Origin of the sequence: Pseudanabaena sp. BC1403 (assembly GCF_002914585.1) — a bacterium.
Taxonomy (GTDB): domain Bacteria; phylum Cyanobacteriota; class Cyanobacteriia; order Pseudanabaenales; family Pseudanabaenaceae; genus Pseudanabaena.
Window position 1 is genome coordinate 16448 of sequence record NZ_PDDM01000039.1, and the last position, 19057, is coordinate 35504.

The window sequence follows — 19057 nt, forward strand, 5'->3', positions numbered from 1 at the left end:
AATGAAAGATAAAATGATTAAAGAACTATCTGATATATCAAGAACAAATCAATTAAAGATAACTGAAACATCTGAAGAAGTTGCTGAAAAACTTTATCAGTATCTTTTTAAGTTGGGTAAGGGGATTGAATACTTTGCTATCCAAAATGATTGGTTTACCAAGGAAGATTACTCAAACACCAACTTTTATAAGATACGTCACAAACGTATTAAGACAGAAATCAAGCAAAGGCTATCCAGCTACACTGAGAATCTAAAAGATTCGGAAGTTCAGTATTTTCTATCGCATGACAAAAAAAACGTATTCTTTCTATCTCCAAATAAAAATCATTCTGGATGGAAGAACCTGTTTAAGAACAATCAAGAAAAAATCATAAATTTAGTTTTTAAGTTTTATATTCTTTCTCAAAATTTAGCTGTTGAGACAATTAATGGTTTTGAGGAACTACTTTTAATTCATTCTCAGAAGATATCTAAAGATGTTCTTATTGTCTGGGGACAAAATCTATCAATCAAATACAACTACCATAATGTTCTTACATTAACGTTAACTCGAAAAAATCTACGTTTCTTACCGAAAGATAAATACAGTACTTTAGATGGTGATGATCTAGGAGAATTGTTAGTCTATAAAAATAAGAACTACTACTTTGACCGTTTGTACGATGCACGGCGTTCAAATTCCATCGATTTTATGCGATTTGATAAAGATTTCGATAAGTTTAAAAAGACACAGCTTTATCATTACCAAAATATCATATCAAAACTTGAGGGCTTTTTAAGTGAATGGGGTATTTCTTTTCAATCTCTTCATTTTCAGGCTGATCACTACCTAGAGAACTCTTTTATCAAGAATATAGAATCTGTAGAATCATTAGAAATCATTAACAATACTGGAGTTGATTTAACTGTACTTGATCAACAATTTCTAAAAAATTTCCTGCACTATCAGGGAAAAATCTCTTTATTAACATTTTATAATTCTGGAAAAACTATTAGTAAATATGAAAAAGTAGAAATTGAGGGTGAAGATAATTCTTACTGGAAGATCTATGAAAATGTTGAGTGGTCAAGTATCAAGCTTGAAAGAGAAAAAAACTACTTGGTTCTCAATAAACTTTTGGATAAAGAAACTGGTTCAATTGCTTACCAGAGAAATGATGGTTTCTGGTATCCATCAATAGAAGTAGATAAAAGAGATGGAAATAAAGTTGATTTCTATTCACAGTTAAAGAAAAAATTTAACTACTTAGAAACAGGTGCATTTTTTAGTATGCAGGGAATAGATATTCCAGAATTTGTAACTATTGGAGATGAGAATTCTTCTCTGTCAGTTCTTAGCTATGCAACTAAAGCAGTTGATCAAAATATTCTATCCGTAGATACACAGGATTTTACAGACGGATTATTTTTGGACGTATCAAATTCCATATCATGCTATCTAAGCAACCAAAAAAATATTCAAGAATGGGAGAAATTCTACGACAAATATAAAATAAAAATCTCACCTGAATATGAGAAAACCTTGATTGAGATAGGGATCAAGAATTGGCTAAAGCAAAATCTTATTAATCCTAACTTTGGGTTATCTATTTCTACCCAGTCATTTTCCGAAAAACAATTTGTTACTATTTATGTGCGTAGTCCTTTTAATGCAAAGGCTCAAGCCGTTGCTATAGAATTTTTGTACAAAGATAGCTATATCTATATTAAAAATATAATTCGTGACATGAAAGAGATCGAAGATAGATTTCGATTTTTAAAAAGGAAACGAAACAAATCAGAAAAGTTAATAGATAATCAACAATATTTTGTGGATGAATCTGCAAAGATATATATTAGCTATTATACCAATGACTTATTTACGCCAATGCTCATCGGACGTAATGATATCCTTGAAGATATGGAAAATGGGAATCTAAAAATTAATCGACAAATTAAAGGTGAAAATAGTAGCAAATTATTACCTCTAGTGACCTACTATAACAGTAACATTAATCCTATCAATCGAATTCAAAATATGATATGTTTGGACTTAGGGAATGAATCATTTATTCAGTATTTTGTTCCATCTGCTAAAAGTATCAATAATGTTATAAAAAAAGGATTTAGAGTTTATCATTTGATTGGAAAGACGTATTCCGACCAGCCAATCCCCACATCTGAACTTATCCAGCATCCGATCACTTCTCTTCATTTTACAACCCTAACTCAAAATATTTTGAAGATTAGTGATAATAGTCAATCATCTTTGCTCCACAAAGTAGCGAAAGTATTAATTGATAACTAAGAGATAGAATTGTGTGAGGAATGGAAGTTCTAAAATCTACGAGATTGTGGCTAAGTCTGGCATTCCCCAGAACGATCCTTACATTGCGATTTTCTTGTCTAATGCCCAAGTTGCGGCAACAGTTGCCACTGCGCCAAATCTACTTCAAAGTGCCTTAGCCAAAGGCTTCGATGTTGGTATCCAAATGTTCCGCGACTTTCTGGCAACTCTGCGCGAGACTGCGGTTAAGGAACAGGAGGTGGCGATTAGTCAGGCGATTACCAAACAATATTTAAGCTAATATTCGCAGCGATTTGTGACGTTGCGGGATTAGGGACGATCTCTATTTACCACAACAGAATCAAAATTGCTATATAAATGGTAAAGCGATCGCTACACTTATCCGTTCTTTCGGCTCATGCCTGACAACATCGACTACCTCCAAGGCATCATCGAACGCATCACCTTTCACTCCGACGAGACAGGCTATACCGTAGCGCGGCTAAAAGTACCCAAGGCTCAAGACCTAATCACCGTAGTCGGTAACTTTGCCAATATCCAAGCAGGACAGACTCTTGCCCCTTAGTGGTGCAGAAAAGTCTTGAAAGGGTTGACGCACATAGATTCTCATAATGAGACAAGAGATAGGGAAGGGGCAAAACATGAGATACTCAAGTTCCTCAACAAAAGTTCTGATGCAAATACCCCACCTCTATCTTCAACTACAACAACAAATGCGTCAATGGATTAAGCCAAAAGATAAACGACATCTGCAAGGATTTGCTGAGGCAGTAGCCGCAATATTACAATCAGGAAGTGCAAGTCTGAGTCATTGGTTGCCCTATTTGAGCCATCGGGACTGCAAAGCAAGGAGCCAAATGGAAAGACTAAACTACTTTGTGCATAATCCGCGCATCATAGCTGAAACATTCTATAACCCATTGCTGAAGCACTTTCTGCAAGCATTTGCAGGAGCATCGTTAGAAGTGGCTCTAGATACGAGTATGCTATGGGATAAATTTTGTTTGATAGAAGTATGCTTGATTTGGGGAGGACGGTCGATTTGCTTGGCACAAGTAGTGCTGGAACATCGCAGCGCCACAGTTGGCTTTGAGGATTATCGTCCAGTATTAGAGCAAGTCCTTACCCTATTGCCACCGAAAAGCACGGTGACCTTACTTGCTGACCGAGGTTTTGAACATGGGGAATTAATCCGTTGGTTAAATCGAAATCGATGGTCTTGGGCAATTCGAGCAAAGACCGATCTGCAAGTGACTTTAGCCACAGGTTCAACCAAGAGTGTGGAACAACTGATACCACCCTCAGAGCAAGCTTATCTATTCCCTGATGTTACGGTGCTGGGTGATATTAATTGTCACTTAGCTACGGCAAATCTAGCAATGGCTAACGGTTCATGGGCTGTACTTACCGCTATTTCGCCATCATTACAGACCTTTGCTCTTTATGGCAGACGCTTCGGTGGGATTGAGCCTCATTTTAAGGATTACAAGTCTGGGGCTTTTGATATTGTTAGCTCTCATCTTCGTGATGCTCAAGCTCTCACTTGTTTATTTATGCTCCTTGCCACGGCTTCCTTGATTGCTTTGATTCTCGGTATGATGTTGGTGCGTTTGGGGCAAAGGGCTTGGATTGATTGGCATGATCATCGCGGTTTGAGTTTTCTGCAACTCGGTCTTCGTCAACTTCACAGCCTTCTTTACCAGCAGAAACTACTTCCTCAATTAGAGATTTTGCCTAAAAGTAACCCTCCTCCTGCCTGTGCTTCTATTGCCAAACGAGAAATGTTAGATTTTCGTATTGAATTTTCTCGTGTTACCACTGTCTCAAGATGAGACTCGCCTAAGTTTTCTGCACCACTAAGCTCTTGCCCTAGAAGGCACATGGCGATCGCATCCTAAATTTGGCGACCAATTCCAAGTCACGCGATACCGTGAAACTAAACCCGCCACGATTACAGGAATTGAGAAATATCTTGGCAGTGGTCTGATTAAAGGCGTGGGACCAGTCACCGCTAAACGTATCGTCGCTCATTTTGGCTTGGATACCCTTGACATCATTGAACATGAGATTGACCGCCTGATTGAAGTTCCTGGCATTGCCAAGAAACGGGTGAAGATGATCAAAACTGCTTGGGAAACTCAAAAGGCAATTAAGGAGGTCATGGTATTTCTGCAAGGACATGGAGTATCCACCACCTATGCAGTCAAGATTTTCAAGCATTATGGTAATGATTCCATTCAGACCGTTTCCGAAAATCCTTATCAACTGGCGACGGATATCTATGGCATTGGTTTCTTTACTGCCGATCAGATTGCTCGGAATATTGGTATTGAAGTTAGTTCTGAGTTTCGCAGCATTGCGGGTATCTTCCATTGTTTAGGGGAAGCTGCTGAAGATGGTCATTGCTATTTACCGCGCCCTGAACTAGAAGAGAAAGCGATCAAACTGCTCGCTCTCGAAGACTATCAGCCAGATCCTGAAACTATCTCTAAGATTGTTCTAAGTCTCTCCATCAACGATCGCTTGGTGATGCAAGGCTTAGAAGGAGAGTTCATCTGCTATAAACCCACTTACTTCCATACCGAACAAAATCTTGCTGAACGGGTTTATCAACTATTGCAACGCAAACACAATCCAGATCCTGAACGGGTCAAAGCTTGGATTGAGCGCTACACCACCCAAAGAAATATCCAACTCTCGCCCAAACAACGCGAAGCCGTGGAGATGGCAGCAACTTCATCGGTGTTAATTCTCACAGGCGGACCAGGGACAGGGAAGACTACCACCACCCGCACGATTGTCGCGCTCTGGAAAGCGATGGGTAAGGAGATTGCTCTCGCTTCACCGACGGGTCGGGCGGCTCAACGATTACAGGAAGTCACGGGTTGTGAGGCTAAGACAATTCACCGTTTTCTAGAGTTTGACCCAAAATCAATGGGCTTTAAACGCAATCAGGACTATCCTCTGACCGCTCAGGCGATCGGTATTGATGAAGCATCGATGCTGGATCTGTTTCTAGCTTTTTCTCTGGTGAAGGCGATTCCCTTGGGCGCTCAACTGCTTCTTGTCGGCGATACCGATCAACTTCCCAGTGTTGGTGCGGGCAATGTTCTCAAAGATTTGATTGATTCTCAGCAAGTCCCTGTGATTACGCTCACTGAGGTATTTCGGCAAGCTCAAGCAAGTCAAATTATCCAGAATGCTCACCACATCAATACGGGTAAGTTTCCAAACATGGAAAAAGTCTCTAATCAGCCCCAATCCGATTGCCTCTGGCTGGAAATGCCGAATGCTGAAGCTGGTCAGCAGGGTATTTGTGACATTATTACGGAGTTGTTACCGAGTCTGGGCTTTGACCCTCAGCAAGATATGCAAGTTCTCTGTCCGATGACTAGAGGTGATGTGGGTACGCGCAATCTCAATGTTGTCTTGCAACAATTACTCAATCCTCCTGATGCGATAAAGCCCGAAATTAAGTACGGCAACACGATCTTTCGTTTGGGCGATCGCATTATGCAGCAGGTGAATGACTATAATCGTGAGGTTTTTAATGGTGACATTGGCACGATTACGGGTGTCGATTTGGAGGAGCGTGAAGTTACGGTGGTATTTGGCGATCGGCAAGTGGTCTATGATTATGCCGATCTTAATGAGATTGCTCTCGCGAGAGCGACGACGATTCATAAGGCACAGGGCAGCGAATATCCTGTGGTAATCATGCCTCTGTTTATGCAGCATTTTCTGATGCTTTCTCGTAATCTTTTCTACACTGGACTGACTCGTGCGCGAAAGCTTGCCATTATTGTCGGGGAGTCTAAGGCGATCGGGCTGGCTGTCAGACAAGTCAGCGATCGGCAGAGATATACTTATCTAGCGAAACGGTTAGCGAAGTTTGCAGATTCTCAATCCTAAGTTACGCCTCTAGGAAGCTTTTCAGACTCATTGAATCACAAAATTTACTAAAAGCAGAAAATCTAACCCAGCTAACTTTCTTGTCTTATGAGTCCTATTTGCTTTCCAAAAAGTCTAAAACATTACCGATTTATTGCACTAAAATAAATCCCAGATTCTGCCCAATTTGTTGCTCCTGAGGAGAAAGTGCAAACTCGATAATGGGCGATATGCAGATTTACTAGAAAGAATGGGTGACATGATCAGTGATCGGATGATTAATGACGACTCGATTGCAAGAATGGATAAGCGGGTGGCAACTAACTAACTTGCTTAAGGCTGCAAATCTGAGCGATATTGGTATAGATTTGGATGCCTTACTGGGCAAAAAAACTAACGAATCGAGAGTGTAAAGTAATCTGTGTAAAGTCTGGGAAGTATACAGAGAGATAATCAAGACACACAATTACTGACACCAAAAAAGATGAATATTCGTAAAGAACTACTCGATGAATTGCTGCAAGAATGTAAAACTCCACCCGACCTATTCGGAGAAGGAGGAATTCTGAAGCAACTGACGACTGCATTGGTAGAGAGAGCATTAGAAGCAGAACTATCCACGCATCTGGGCTACGGCAAGCATGAAAGTAGACCAGAAGGACAAACCAACAGTCGCAATGGCTATAGCCAGAGAACTATTCAAGGAGACTTTGGAGTAGCAGAGATAACCATCCCCCGCGATCGCCAAGGCGAGTTTGAACCGCATCTGGTAAAGAAAGGACAAAGCCGCTTGTCAGGACTAGATGAAAAGATGATTGCCCTGTATGCCAGAGGGATGAGTGTCAGAGATATCCAAGCCCAGTTGCAAGAAATGTATGGAGTCGAAGTATCACCAACGCTCATTTCCAATGTCACTAATGCCATAATCGATGAGGTGAAGCAATGGCAAAACCGTCCCCTCGATGCGGTTTATCCAATCGTATTTCTGGACTGTTTAGTGATCAAAGTTCGAGACAATGGCAGGGTAATTAATAAGTCCCTGTACTTTGCCTTAGCGGTAAACATGGACGGGTACAAGGAATTATTGGGTATGTGGATTTCTCGATTGGGAGGGTGCAAAGTTCTGGTTGTCGGTACTCACCGAAATTCACAACCGTGGAGTCAAAGATATTTTGATTGCTTGCGTTGATGGTTTAACTGGTTTTCCTAATGCTATCGAAACTGTGTTTCCCAAAACTCAGGTACAGTTATGTATTGTTCACATGGTGCGTAACTCGGTCGCTTTTGTCCCTTGGCAACAGCGTAAGCAAGTTTGTGCAGATCTCAAGGCAATTTATGCCGCTGCGACGGAATCAGAAGCAGAGTTTAACCTGGAGTTGTTTGCTGAAAAATGGGACAAGCAATATCCGTCGATCTCTAAGTCTTGGCGCAGTCATTGGGCAAATATTATTCCCTTCTTTGCTTTCCCGCCTGAGATTCGCAGGGCGATTTATACCACCAATGCCATTGAGTCAATGAATAGCAGTTTGCGGAAGGTGATTAAGTCTCAACAGATTTTTCCATCTGATGAGGCTGCTTTCAAACTGGTCTATTTGGCGATGCGGAATATCTCCAAGAAATGGACAATGCCGATTCGTGATTGGAAACCTGCTCTTAATCGATTTGCCATCCTTTTCGAGGATCGCCTCTCACTCTAGTTTCTAGATTTTACACACTTTGCTTGACAGTCTCAACGAATCCCCATCACATTTAGAAGCGATCGCTGTCCGCAAACGGCGATCGTTTTTTTATTCAGTGAAAAATCTAACCAGTTGCAAGATCGAATATCCTGCGATCGGTCCAATGATTACCGTGACCAGAAAATCTTGCTATTCCTCTTCGTCATCGTCACTATCAATTACCTGCCAAAATCTTCCTACATCCGTAGTGTGATCTGCCACCGCTTCAATCAGCAGTTTCTCCGTGGGGAATAGGTAGAAACACCCCGATTCTCCTCCCGTGCCAACCATCCCACCTCCCATATCAAACCTCCAATAATCAAACTCTGTATCTTCCCCGCCCCACATACCTTCGTCCTTCACACCTACCTCTATGTCGCCCTCCTCGATTGCTCTTTCAAACGTTGGATCGTATAATTCACCATCATTATTGCGCAGGTAGACGTGCATCTCAAACCTCCAATAGTTCTCTATCCCTCCCGTATTCCCATTCCTCGTCCCTTCAGGTATTATTCCTCCTGCTACTAACACATAGCCAGACACTGTACATAACTCCCACCCGGAAATTCTTTGCTTCACCTCATTGCATATATTTATACACTCCCAGTCCTCACTGTAATTAGCACCTGTCCAACCTTTCTCCTCCTTAACCTCTCTGACTATTTTCTGTATGGTCTTCGGGCTTTCATCTTCATTCATCATCCGTTTTATTTTATTGGCATCTTGCTGCACCACATGAGTCAACTCATGAGCAATCAATTCCTGCCCAGATTTACTGTTTGGGTTATATTCCCCTTGCCTAAAAAATACATCTTGACCTGTTGTAAATGCTTTTGCCTGAATTGACTTATTTAATTGGTCAGACTGTGAATCTGTATGTACCGTCACATTACTAAAGTCTGCTGCCATCGCTTGTCCCATTGACCGTTGCAGTTTTTTATCTAGGGACTGACCACGCCCCCTTGCACTTTGAATTGATGACTCTAAATCCGATGATGCTTCTCCTTTAGCAATATCTTTCCGTCTTTGCAATCTTTGCAATAAAGGCTTCCTTTGTAATTTTTGCCTTTCTCCCAATTCTTGTTCTTCCCCCAATTCTTGGCGTTGAATTGGTGGATCTTGAATGGATGAATTGACTGATGGATTATTGGGAGAATTAATTTGATGAACAACCCTTGCCGCAGTCACATCTGCTTCTTTTTCATACTTATCGTTTGGTTCACCAATATTCAATTTAGCTTGGATCTCCCTTAAGCTTGCGATCGCCCTCAAGGGTTCTTTGGGTTTTGCTTGAATGCGTGTATCAGACGACTGCGTGCTGGGTTGATTGATTAGTTTTTCTTGAATATTTTCAGAATATCTATATTGAGGAGGGGGGGCGGATTCATCCGTCTGTGGTGGGGCAAAGGCTCTAGTTTGGAAAAACGAAGTTGTGGGTTTTACTGAAGCTGTAGATTGGGTAGGCTTTTTTTCAAAATCTGACGTAAACATGTTAGTAACCCATAAATTTACTTACTCAATACTTCAGTTATTTAAATCCCACAATTGTGAGTAACACTGCCTGACAATGCCGATTGTCTTGTTGAAAAATTCCCGATGTATTGCGAAACATTATATCAGCAAAATATTTGGTAAAGGTGTTATTTATAAATTATTTGCAAAGTATTTATAAGCTTGCGATCGCGACTAGGATCGCTAACCGTTACAATCCACTGTAAATATTTACACCCTTTAAACGTGGAAATGCTGATTTCAATTTTCCACTAGAACCGCGATCGCCTATCCATAAAACTAATAAACAGTGGAATTATCTGCATAATCGAATAACCAGCGATCGGACCAGCGATCGCCATCGCCACGAATCAAGGAAATATCTGCCAGATGCAATATGCCATAGTCAATAAAGCGATGATCGCAGGGATGAAAAATAATAGGCGTAGGTATCTGAGCCGAGATTTTGGTTTTGCAGACTTTAGTTCCATGATTGAATTGTTCTAGTGAAAAATTGGGATAGTAGGTTTTCCTACTGGTATCGATAAGGATCTGAATTAAATCAAAAGCACCCTAGTCAATTTGGTTAGGGTGCTTTGTCATAGGGGTTTGGGAAACTAGTGTCTTCTATTGGACACTTAATCCACCGTCTATGACAATACTTTGCCCCATAATGTATGAAGCAGAATCAGAACAAAGCCAAAGTACAGTCTCGGCAACTTCTTCAGCAGTCCCTAGACGACCCGAAGGTTGTTTAGCAATCATTGCCATTTCCAGTGCATTGCTACCTCCATCACGATGCATTCCCCTTTCCAGCATTGGAGTACGAATATAACCAGGACAAACCGCATTAATCCGAATCCCAGTTTGAGCATATTCAAGAGCAGCCGTTCTTGTAAGTCCCAAAATTCCATGCTTACTGGCAGCATAAGCACAATGCCCAGCATGAGCAATTAATCCAGCCGTAGAAGCAGTATTAACGATTATCCCCTTGCCCTGAGACTGCATCTGAAGTAGCTCATACTTCATACAAAGCCATACGCCCTTAAGGTTAATAGAAATAATGCGCTCCCAATCATCTTCGAGAGATTCAGCCGTTAAAGCTTTAGTTTGAGAACTAACTCCAGCATTATTGAAAGCACAGTCTAAATGACCGAATGTACTGAAAATAGAAGTAATGAGTGATTCTACGGATTGAGTTTGAGACACATCTGTATAAATGAACTTAGCCTTACCACCGTTTTCTTGAATAATACGAATCGTCTCATCACCACCAATAGAATCTATATCTGCAATAACAACTTGCGCTCCTTCTTTAGCAAAAGCGATCGCCGTGGCTCTCCCAATACCTGAACTCCCACCCGTAACTAAAACAATTTGGTCATCAAATTTTCTATTCATAGATTTATAACAAGTAAAGTAGGGTTCAGTGCGTAGATCTTAATATGTTCTGCTAGAGTGTAACCTTAACGTAATCAGATAAAAGTCGATCACTACCCTATGAAATGGACTGCGATCGCAGGGAGTTGGCGACAAACTAATCTTGACATAGAAAGCAGAGTGCGAGAGGAAGTGCGATCGCTGCTTGTCCTTGGCAATGGGCTTGTTTCGGGTGGTGCTTTAGGTGTGGATTTCTTTGCGACTGATGAAGCCTTACAAGCTGGTGTTGATGCTAGTCGATTAAAGATTATTATCCCGTCTACGTTGGAGATATACAGCGCTCACTATTTGAATCGTGCTAGCGAAGGTGTAATTAATCATAAGCAAGCAGAATCTCTGATTCTGCAACTAGAAATGGTGAGAGCAATGGGTTGCTTAGTTGAAGGGATTGCCCAAGTCATTGATAAAGAAGCGTATTTTAATCGCATTACTCAAATCATCGATATTGCCGATGAACTCATAGCTTTTCAAATTAATGATAGTGAAGGGACGCAAGACACGATTGATAAGGCGAGAAATAAAGGTATTGGGGTTAAGGTTTTTAGCTACAGAATTTAGACAGTTCTAGTGAAATATCTTTATGAGCTTCCAGACAAAAAAGCGATCGCCAAAGGTAGCGATCGCTTTTTTGTGAGTGTAAACATTTATGTTGAAACAATCTACCGTTAGCTGAACTTAATCATATTTAGCTTGCCATTCGGCAAATCTTCATAAGCATATAAAAATGTTTGGGTAGAGAGTAGAAAGTTCAGCAAGTGCGATAATAGGATCGTTGAGATTAAAAACAAAATTAATTTTGTTTCTCAATAAACTAATAATGCAAGGTGAATTTGTATGAAGCACCAGCCATTAGATTTATCGATTAAGCTGGGTGAGTACAGTTATCAAATCATTCAACAAAACTTTCAGAAGATTGTCGAACAAGAAAAAGGCATCTTTGAAGATAAAGATCCCGAACCGTTGCATCAGATGCGAGTCGGGATGCGCCGTTTGAGAACAGCTATTCAAATATTTGGCTCTGCAATCGTCTTACCAAAGGCTCTAAGCAATCCATCCATCGGAAAAATCGCTAAAAGTTTAGGAGAAACCCGCGATTTAGATGTACTTCAACAAGAATTGATAAACCACTATCAGCCTTTATTGGACAATACAGAAACACCAAAGTTTGATAAAGTTTTGAAACGTTTGCAGAAAAAACGCGATCGCAGCTTTCTCGATTTACAGAAGACGTTGAATGGCGATCGCTATTACGACTTAAAGCAGGGTATCCAATCTTGGCTAGATCGACCGAGATATACAATGATCGGCGATTTGGTAGTTCGAGAAGTTTTGCCCGACTTGCTACTTCCATTAATCTGTCAACTTTTTCTCCACCAAGGGTGGCTGGTAGGAACAACTATTCAGGCAGAAAAAGTCATCGTGATTTCTATTGAAAATTCTGAGGAGTTGCATCAACAACTAAAGCAATTTGTTAATGCTCTCCATGACCTACGCAAACAAATGAAAGGTATTCGCTATCAAGCGGAGTTCTTTTCAGGCTTTTATGAGGCTTCATACCTTGAGAGAATTGAGGAGTTTAAGTCGATCCAAGAAATCTTGGGGCAACTTCATGATCGTGAAGTCTTGCGTCAGTTTTTAGAATCGACATTGAATGCAGATTTGGCAAAGGTGCTACCCACTGTAAACCAGACAATGGAGCAGGAGCAAATCACATTTTGGCAAAATTGGCAGCCCATTCAGCAGCGTTATCTCTCCTTAGACTTTCGCCAATCATTGCGATCTCTACTCTCAACACCGATAGATATTGTACATGCATAACTAGCGCATCAGAGACATTAAATCATTCGGAACTATCCTGCGAATATTTAGATTTAGGAACCTTTGATATATGATTAGCCAAACTTCACCAGTTAGTATCGATCCCCAGTTTTTATCAAGTCCTCATATACTGCTATCTACTCTTCAAGCACTACGCCAGAAGGTTGAAAGTGAAGGAGCCATTACCTTTAATAAATGGCAATCGGGCATTCATCGGGCTGAATTTCTCCCAAGTGCCTTGAATCTAGCTCAATACCTTGCATTACGTCAGTACGACCTCCGCGAACTCCAATCTGCATTAATGCCTTGGGGATTGTCTTCGTTAGGAAGGATTGAAGCAAGGGTATTGCCCAATCTTGATGCTGTGATTGCGGCGCTAGAAGTAATGTGTGGCAACTACTCCACTGAAAGTTTTCACCGTCAACCACTAGAATCCTTTTTTGAAGGCAATCGTTTACTTCTCCAGCATACCAAGGAATTATTTGGGACAGCTTGTCCCCATCGGCGGGTCAGAATTATGGTTACATTGCCCACGGAAGCTGCTACTGACTATGAGTTAGTACGCGAAATTATCCGACGGGGCGCAAACTCTGTGCGAATTAACTGCGCCCATGACAATCCAGAAATATGGGAATCCATGATCGCTTATGTTCGTCGAGCAGCGCAGGAGAATGGAACCTCTTGTAAAGTGATGATGGACTTAGCGGGACCTAAGATCCGCACAGGAGAAGTCCTTAAGCCACCCGATCGAAAGCGGGTATTTCGTGGGGATCGCATCTTGCTCTCGCGATGTGCACCTAAATCTGCAAGTAAATTAGAAACAGGCGAGGCGATCGCATCACCTATAGACCAATTCCAAATTTGCTGTACGGTTCCCGAAATCCTCGATTTATTAGTAGTTGACGCACCCGTATACATTGATGATGGCAAGATTCGGACTCGTGTGGTTGACACCCAATATCGATTACCAGATGGGCAATTAGGGCTATTACTTCAAGTAACCCATGCTAGCCCCAAAGGAGTCAAACTTCGCCCCGAAAAAGGATTGAACTTTCCCAAAACCATTTTATCGCTCAGTCCTCTTACGGCAAAAGATTTAAGCGATCTAGATTTTGTCGCCACTCACGCAGATATGATTGGTTACTCTTTTGTGCAGCAACCTGCTGATATTGATTTACTTCAACAAGAGTTAGGTCTTCGCTTAGATGGCAGAACCCCTATACCTGCGATCGTGGCAAAGATTGAAACGGCGATCGCGGTTTCCAATCTTCCAGAACTCATCATCCATGCAGCAAGTAAACAATCATTTGGTGTGATGATTGCTAGAGGCGACTTAGCCGTTGAAATTGGATATCAAAGATTGACGGAGATTCAAGAAGAAATTCTTTGGATTTGCGAAGCAGCCCATGTACCTGTGATCTGGGCTACACAAGTATTAGAAAGCTTGGTCAAAGATGGAGCGCCTTCACGCGGCGAGATGACCGACGCGGCTATGGCTGAACGTGCTGAGTGCGTGATGTTAAACAAAGGTCCTTTTATTGCCGAAGCCATTACAATTCTCGATGATGTCCTAACTCGGATGGAAGCCCACCAGTCGAAAAAAACGCCCCAGTTGCGAGCATTACACTCTTGGTAAATGACCAGCAATTGCATCGATTTTCTTTAATCTACCTAGCTTTTGAGTAATTTATTATGACTACAAAATTAATCAATATCGAAGTCGATCTTCAAAATCACTACACAGTATCATCCCTAAATCAGGCGATTCAGGATGAATTGATTAAGTATGGAAAACCACTTAATTGGATTGTGGTTGGTGCGGACAAAGAAAGTCAAAAAGTTCGTGTTAAGGCGATTTACCCCACCCAGTCACATCAATAAACTTTTCAACGATATTAATCATCATTTGGGTTGCCCTTCATCAATCGCTATCGTGCATACCTTTTGTCTTTTAAACAGGCTCATTCACGATCAAAAAACTATTGCACGGAAATAAATCCCAGATTCTGACCAATTTGTTGCCCCTGCGGAGAAAGTGCAAACTCGATAAATTGTTTAACAACAGGACTAGTCGTTCTTTTTGCCGCTAAAAATAAGCTGCGACTGATGGGGTATTTCCCAGACTTTATAGCCTCGATATCAGTTGGGGCTACACCATTAATCGACAAAATCCGCACGATCTCTTGTTTTTCAACTTGAGTAGTAGTTGCATAACTAATGCCGTTATCTCCTAGCTCGCGCAAAATTGCTGTCGTCTCGTCTTGTTTCCATGTAATGAAGTTAGTGCTATCAGGAGCAAATTGTTGTCCTGCCAAAACAATATCAAGGAAAGCTTGTCTCGTTCCACTTGTCAAACCGCGATTGATTACTTTAATCGGTAAATTTGTGCCGCCAACCTGTGACCAGTTCGTGATTTTGCCTTGATAAATATCGCGTACTTGCTCCTTGGTTAATCCACCTTTAAACGGATTATTAATGCCGATCACTATAGCGATCGCATCTTTAGCGATCGGTACTAATTGAATCCCTGCTTCAGCTTCTTCGGGTTTCAGTGGACGAGAAGTTGCCGCGATTGCTACTGAGCCGTTAATCAAATTTTTTAAGCCTTGGCTTGAACCAGTAGGACTTCCGTCAGGGACACCATAAGTTGTTGGAGTATTAGGATTAATTTGACTATAAGCATTACGCAAATCTTTGACGAGGGCGACCATTGTCGTACTGCCGTCCATGCTCAAGATACTGGGATTCGGCAAAGTTGTATCAAAATTCAAGCTTGTAACTGATACAGGGTTGTTTGGGGGATTGCTTGAGTTTACTGGGGTAGTTGATTGAGGAGTTGATGGTGACTGATCTTGCTTGCCTTGCTGTGAAAAGTACAAGTAACCACCACCTGCTACACCTGCTGTGATTAGCATCGATAGCACCAAAACTATTGTTTCTTTACCCTGTGACATATCTCTCAGTGCTTCTAATCTTTTCTTAACGGTATCGCAAATTTGACTGCTTACTCAGAACCATCAATAAATCTCTAGGTGAGTCTTCTTTAAATTCAAAAAACCAGTCTTAACCCTAGCTTGCTAGAATAAGATTTTCGTACAGATATCAAAGATGTTTGCTCTAGTTGACTGTAATTGCTTCTATGTTAGCTGTGAGCGAGTGTTTGACCCGTCGCTTGAGGGTAAACCTGTGGTCGTACTGTCGAACAATGACGGCTGCATCGTGGCGCGATCGCCTGAAGCAAAAGCATTGGGTATTCCGATGGGTGCTCCTTACCACAAATATAAATCTGTACTTCACAACGCAGGAGCGATCGCACTTTCATCAAACTACGAACTTTACGGAGATCTGAGTCATCGCGTTTATGATGTGCTTTTCGCATCTGTGCCAGAAATCGAGATTTATTCGATTGATGAATGCTTTTTAGATTTATCAGGTTTCGCCCATTTGGGAACCGATGGACTAATAGAACTTTGCGCGAAATTGCGAGAGAAAGTTCTGAAATGGACTGGTATTCCTACAGGTATTGGTATTGCGACAACAAAGGTCTTATCCAAAGTTGCCAATCGAGTAGCCAAAAAATCTGTAAGTGGTGTTGCCGAACTATTGACCGATGATATTCGCGATCGCGTACTGAATAATCTCGAAATCGAAGATATTTGGGGAATAAATCGACGTTTAGGTGTGCGCTTGCGATCGCATGGCATCACGACAGCGGCTCAGTTGAGAGATGCGAATGAATTGCTTATCAAACAAATCATGGGCATTATCGGTGTCAGGATCGTGCATGAACTTCGTGGTTCATCATGCTTGCCACTAGAAGCGATCGCCCCACCGCAAAAGAATATGATTTGTTCGCGATCGTTCGGACAGCCCGTAACTACACTCAAACAAATGCACGAAGCGATCGCCCACCATGCAGCGAGGGCAGCGGCGAAGTTGAGACATCGGAAATTACGAACATCGGTTCTAGGGGTATTTCTGACGACTAACCGATTCAAACCCAATGACTTGCAATATAGTAATTCGATATCTGTATCTCTCCCGACGGCGACGAATAGCTCTCAAGTATTGATTCGGTTTGCCAAGCTCTGTATGTCGAGTTTATTTCGAGAAGGATTCAGTTATAAAAAATGTGGCGTAAGTCTCAATGACCTTAGCTCGGTTGATGCGGTGCAGTTGGATTTGCTATCACCCGCAGTCGATCAGCCCGATGAAAAGTTAATGGCAGTAATTGACTCGCTCAATAGGCGCTATGGAAATGGCACGATTCGTTTTGCCAGTGAGGGGATGAGGCAAGATTGGAAAATGAGAACGGATATGCGATCGCCTAGATATACGAGTTGTTGGGATGAGTTACTGGTGGTGAAAAGTTAGGCAGTTTGCAAAATCAATTCGTTAGGAATCGAAACCCAAACCTTGAACTGGTTTGCGTCAGGTGCAATTAATACTGCCATGCCCAAATCTAAATCTCTTCTGCATCCTGCGATCGCATCTTTGAGAGAGTTATAAGCTTTATCGACTACAAAGATTTTACCTAGAAAGATAATCGCCTGTTCAGTGCCAACAACGGTGTTGATTACAATCGAGCGAACTTGGCTTAGTGAGTTGAGGATCATTGCTTTTGCCCTGCGAACGTTTTCTCTATGGGATTAGTATCTCGTTCTATCAAGGTTGGGGTTGCGATCGCTAATCTATGATTCTGTGATGTTGGCTGTGGGAATATGCGATCGCTGTCACAATTATTGATTCATTGTTACTTTGATTGACATTAGGATTCAATTACCATCTCTCATATCAAATCAGCTGAGATATTACTCTTTCTATTTTCCAAGGAACAACTCATTTTTTGTGGCAGTAACTTCTAAGCATATAAATTTTACATGAAGAATATTATTATCATCGGGTGGATTGTACTGAATATATAATTCAACGAGATCATCTATAAAACTTGCATATAAATCTTCAGGTATTCTGCTGCTCAAAGAAAGCCATGCATCATAGCTATAAGAATAGAAATCTTCTTTTCGTTGATATTTACTTTCTCCAATACTAATATCAATTTTTGCATTATGCAGTTTACATAAATTTAATATCTCGCGATATTCTTCTATTTCATAGAAACTATATGTAACCTCTTCAGTAAGTTGGCTCTTCCATTTTTCGGATTTTAACAAAGTAATAATCAAGCTTTGGAAATCATTTGGTTTTGCTTTACCTGCAAATTGAATAGCTAATCTACCATGCTGTTTAAGACTGGTATAAATCCGTTTTAGGATAGTTTCATGCTCTGTTATGGCATGTAGAGAACCAAACGACACTACCAGATCAAATCTTTCATAAAAATCCATCTTTTTTGCATCACCAATTTCAAAATCAAGATTTGAGTACACACTTCTTGGAAATTTAGATGTAGCAAAATTAATGATTTCTTCAGAGATATCAATTCCTACCACTGAACCATTGGGAACAAGCAAAGATATTGCAGCAGTTAACTTTCCATCACCACAACAAATATCTAGGATTGTCTCATCACCTTTTAGATTTAGGCTACTCAAAAGTCGCATTGCAGGTTCATGGTGAACAAGATCTAATCTAGAATATTGTTCAATATGTTCTTTTTTCATTTTTTTTGGAACCTAGAACTAGTATTAATCATTTTGTACAGAAGAACAAATTAAAAGTTGTTGAGGTGATTCGGATATAAATGATTCAAAATTGTAGTCCCCATACTTATGCTCAACAGTAAACTTGCAATGATGCAGCAGAATTTCTATCTCTTGAGGGAAATAAATCCGATAAAAATGCTCATCATCTATTGTCTCTTGAGAATCAAGGAATCTAAATGAGCGTTGCAAACATAAAATTTGAGTAGCTGAATTATATTTTCTTTGTCTCCTTGCAACTATCACTTTCTTATTATAAGGATGTTCAAATATCGAGCTTACATGCTTTTGTTCGTTATACAAAAGCGTGAAGAGATATTCTGGTGATGGATTTGCAATGTCAATAACTAACTTTCCCCCTAATCGCAAATGCTTTCGTATAGATGTTAAACATGCTTCTGCATCATCAAATTTTAGAAGCATTAGGAAGCAATTATAGGGAATTATAATGAGATCAAACAAATCATTGATATTAATATTTCTCATATCTGAGTGAATCCAAGATACCTGAGAAGACTTTTTTCGGGCAATATTTAACATGTCTTCAGAGATATCAATTCCAGTTATTTTGATACCATTTTGTGCAAGATGAGTAGTAATTCGACCTGTTCCACATCCTATTTCTAGGACATTACCATTAATTTTCTTTGAAATTTGAAGGGCGTTGTTGCATGAATAAAAAGAAGCCAAAAGATGGAGGATCTTAGGATAGACAATTAACGAACAACAGAACAGGAGACAGGTTT

At 40.7% G+C, this 19057-nt stretch carries 16 protein-coding genes and 2 pseudogenes; 12 read left to right on the forward strand and 6 right to left on the reverse strand.

What is annotated here, in order from left to right; translation table 11 throughout:
* Position 1 precedes the first annotated feature (1 nt).
* From CQ839_RS22765 to CQ839_RS22785, 7 genes and pseudogenes are all read left to right on the forward strand, one after another.
* Positions 2–2290, forward strand: coding sequence for a hypothetical protein (locus CQ839_RS22765; RefSeq protein ID WP_103670591.1), 2289 nt, complete (start codon positions 2–4; stop codon positions 2288–2290).
* A gap of 13 nt (positions 2291–2303) precedes the next feature.
* A complete protein-coding gene (locus CQ839_RS22770) occupies positions 2304–2570 on the forward strand; it encodes a hypothetical protein (protein ID WP_103670592.1) in 267 nt (88 codons plus the stop codon).
* 117 nt (positions 2571–2687) lie between these two features.
* A complete protein-coding gene (locus CQ839_RS25325) occupies positions 2688–2855 on the forward strand; it encodes a hypothetical protein (protein ID WP_181016309.1) in 168 nt (55 codons plus the stop codon).
* Positions 2856–2964: 109 nt separating this feature from the next.
* The gene (locus CQ839_RS22775) at positions 2965–4122 is read left to right on the forward strand and encodes a transposase (RefSeq protein ID WP_103670607.1); all 1158 of its coding nucleotides are present in this window, start codon (positions 2965–2967) and stop codon (positions 4120–4122) included.
* A 31-nt stretch (positions 4123–4153) separates the two neighbouring features.
* Positions 4154–6202 (forward strand): annotated as a pseudogene (locus CQ839_RS22780) (ATP-dependent RecD-like DNA helicase); the annotation flags it as partial.
* 260 nt (positions 6203–6462) lie between these two features.
* Positions 6463–6594, forward strand: a complete 132-nt coding sequence (locus tag CQ839_RS25830; RefSeq protein WP_258040845.1) for a hypothetical protein — start codon at positions 6463–6465, stop codon at positions 6592–6594.
* 71 nt (positions 6595–6665) lie between these two features.
* Positions 6666–7878 (forward strand): annotated as a pseudogene (locus CQ839_RS22785) (IS256 family transposase).
* 171 nt (positions 7879–8049) lie between these two features.
* On the opposite strand, the gene CQ839_RS22790 reads toward CQ839_RS22785, so the two are convergent.
* Both CQ839_RS22790 and CQ839_RS22795 read right to left on the reverse strand, forming a co-directional pair.
* Positions 8050–9390: a DUF4157 domain-containing protein gene (locus CQ839_RS22790; RefSeq protein ID WP_103670593.1), complete on the reverse strand. Its 1341-nt coding sequence runs from the start codon at positions 9388–9390 to the stop codon at positions 8050–8052.
* A gap of 627 nt (positions 9391–10017) precedes the next feature.
* Entirely contained in the window at positions 10018–10791 is a 774-nt protein-coding gene (locus CQ839_RS22795) for a glucose 1-dehydrogenase (protein ID WP_103670594.1), read from the reverse strand.
* Positions 10792–10890: 99 nt separating this feature from the next.
* Between CQ839_RS22795 and CQ839_RS22800 the strand changes: the two genes are divergently transcribed.
* From CQ839_RS22800 to CQ839_RS22815, 4 genes are all read left to right on the forward strand, one after another.
* Positions 10891–11388 carry a hypothetical protein gene (locus CQ839_RS22800; protein WP_103670595.1) on the forward strand — a complete coding sequence of 166 codons (498 nt, stop codon included), beginning with the start codon at positions 10891–10893 and terminating at the stop codon, positions 11386–11388.
* A 276-nt stretch (positions 11389–11664) separates the two neighbouring features.
* Entirely contained in the window at positions 11665–12648 is a 984-nt protein-coding gene (locus CQ839_RS22805) for a CHAD domain-containing protein (protein ID WP_103670596.1), read from the forward strand.
* Between the two features lie 70 nt (positions 12649–12718).
* Positions 12719–14284, forward strand: coding sequence for a pyruvate kinase (locus tag CQ839_RS22810; protein ID WP_103670597.1), 1566 nt, complete (start codon positions 12719–12721; stop codon positions 14282–14284).
* 56 nt (positions 14285–14340) lie between these two features.
* Positions 14341–14529 (forward strand): hypothetical protein, encoded by a 189-nt coding sequence (locus tag CQ839_RS22815; protein WP_103670598.1) that lies wholly within the window; start codon positions 14341–14343, stop codon positions 14527–14529.
* 98 nt (positions 14530–14627) lie between these two features.
* Here CQ839_RS22815 and CQ839_RS22820 read toward each other — a convergent pair whose 3' ends face one another.
* Positions 14628–15602, reverse strand: a complete 975-nt coding sequence (locus CQ839_RS22820) for a phosphate ABC transporter substrate-binding protein (protein ID WP_181016307.1) — start codon at positions 15600–15602, stop codon at positions 14628–14630.
* A gap of 154 nt (positions 15603–15756) precedes the next feature.
* Between CQ839_RS22820 and CQ839_RS22825 the strand changes: the two genes are divergently transcribed.
* On the forward strand, positions 15757–17022 hold the full coding sequence (locus tag CQ839_RS22825; protein ID WP_103670600.1) for a Y-family DNA polymerase: 1266 nt from the start codon (positions 15757–15759) through the stop codon (positions 17020–17022).
* On the opposite strand, the gene CQ839_RS22830 is transcribed toward CQ839_RS22825, so the two are convergent.
* The 3 genes from CQ839_RS22830 to CQ839_RS22840 all read right to left on the reverse strand — a co-directional run.
* On the reverse strand, positions 17019–17264 hold the full coding sequence (locus CQ839_RS22830; RefSeq protein WP_103670601.1) for a hypothetical protein: 246 nt from the start codon (positions 17262–17264) through the stop codon (positions 17019–17021). The two genes, CQ839_RS22825 and CQ839_RS22830, sit on opposite strands and share 4 nt — an antisense overlap.
* A 204-nt stretch (positions 17265–17468) precedes the next feature.
* Positions 17469–18272: a trans-aconitate 2-methyltransferase gene (locus CQ839_RS22835; protein WP_103670602.1), complete on the reverse strand. Its 804-nt coding sequence runs from the start codon at positions 18270–18272 to the stop codon at positions 17469–17471.
* A gap of 24 nt (positions 18273–18296) precedes the next feature.
* Positions 18297–19057, reverse strand: a 761-nt coding sequence (locus CQ839_RS22840; protein WP_146048793.1) for a class I SAM-dependent methyltransferase, incomplete at its 5' end; no start/stop codon positions are given.

What these genes read in the sequence shown, in the direction of transcription:
- CQ839_RS22765 (WP_103670591.1), top strand. Translation starts at nt 2, where the DNA reads ATGAAAGATAAAATGATTAAAGAACTATCTGATATATCAAGAACAAAT.
- CQ839_RS25325 (WP_181016309.1), top strand. Translation starts at nt 2,688, where the DNA reads ATGCCTGACAACATCGACTACCTCCAAGGCATCATCGAACGCATCACC.
- CQ839_RS22775 (WP_103670607.1), top strand. Translation starts at nt 2,965, where the DNA reads ATGCAAATACCCCACCTCTATCTTCAACTACAACAACAAATGCGTCAA.
- CQ839_RS25830 (WP_258040845.1), top strand. Translation starts at nt 6,463, where the DNA reads ATGACGACTCGATTGCAAGAATGGATAAGCGGGTGGCAACTAACTAAC.
- CQ839_RS22790 (WP_103670593.1), bottom strand. Translation starts at nt 9,390, where the DNA reads ATGTTTACGTCAGATTTTGAAAAAAAGCCTACCCAATCTACAGCTTCA.
- CQ839_RS22795 (WP_103670594.1), bottom strand. Translation starts at nt 10,791, where the DNA reads ATGAATAGAAAATTTGATGACCAAATTGTTTTAGTTACGGGTGGGAGT.
- CQ839_RS22800 (WP_103670595.1), top strand. Translation starts at nt 10,891, where the DNA reads ATGAAATGGACTGCGATCGCAGGGAGTTGGCGACAAACTAATCTTGAC.
- CQ839_RS22805 (WP_103670596.1), top strand. Translation starts at nt 11,665, where the DNA reads ATGAAGCACCAGCCATTAGATTTATCGATTAAGCTGGGTGAGTACAGT.
- CQ839_RS22810 (WP_103670597.1), top strand. Translation starts at nt 12,719, where the DNA reads ATGATTAGCCAAACTTCACCAGTTAGTATCGATCCCCAGTTTTTATCA.
- CQ839_RS22815 (WP_103670598.1), top strand. Translation starts at nt 14,341, where the DNA reads ATGACTACAAAATTAATCAATATCGAAGTCGATCTTCAAAATCACTAC.
- CQ839_RS22820 (WP_181016307.1), bottom strand. Translation starts at nt 15,602, where the DNA reads ATGTCACAGGGTAAAGAAACAATAGTTTTGGTGCTATCGATGCTAATC.
- CQ839_RS22825 (WP_103670600.1), top strand. Translation starts at nt 15,757, where the DNA reads ATGTTTGCTCTAGTTGACTGTAATTGCTTCTATGTTAGCTGTGAGCGA.
- CQ839_RS22830 (WP_103670601.1), bottom strand. Translation starts at nt 17,264, where the DNA reads ATGATCCTCAACTCACTAAGCCAAGTTCGCTCGATTGTAATCAACACC.
- CQ839_RS22835 (WP_103670602.1), bottom strand. Translation starts at nt 18,272, where the DNA reads ATGAAAAAAGAACATATTGAACAATATTCTAGATTAGATCTTGTTCAC.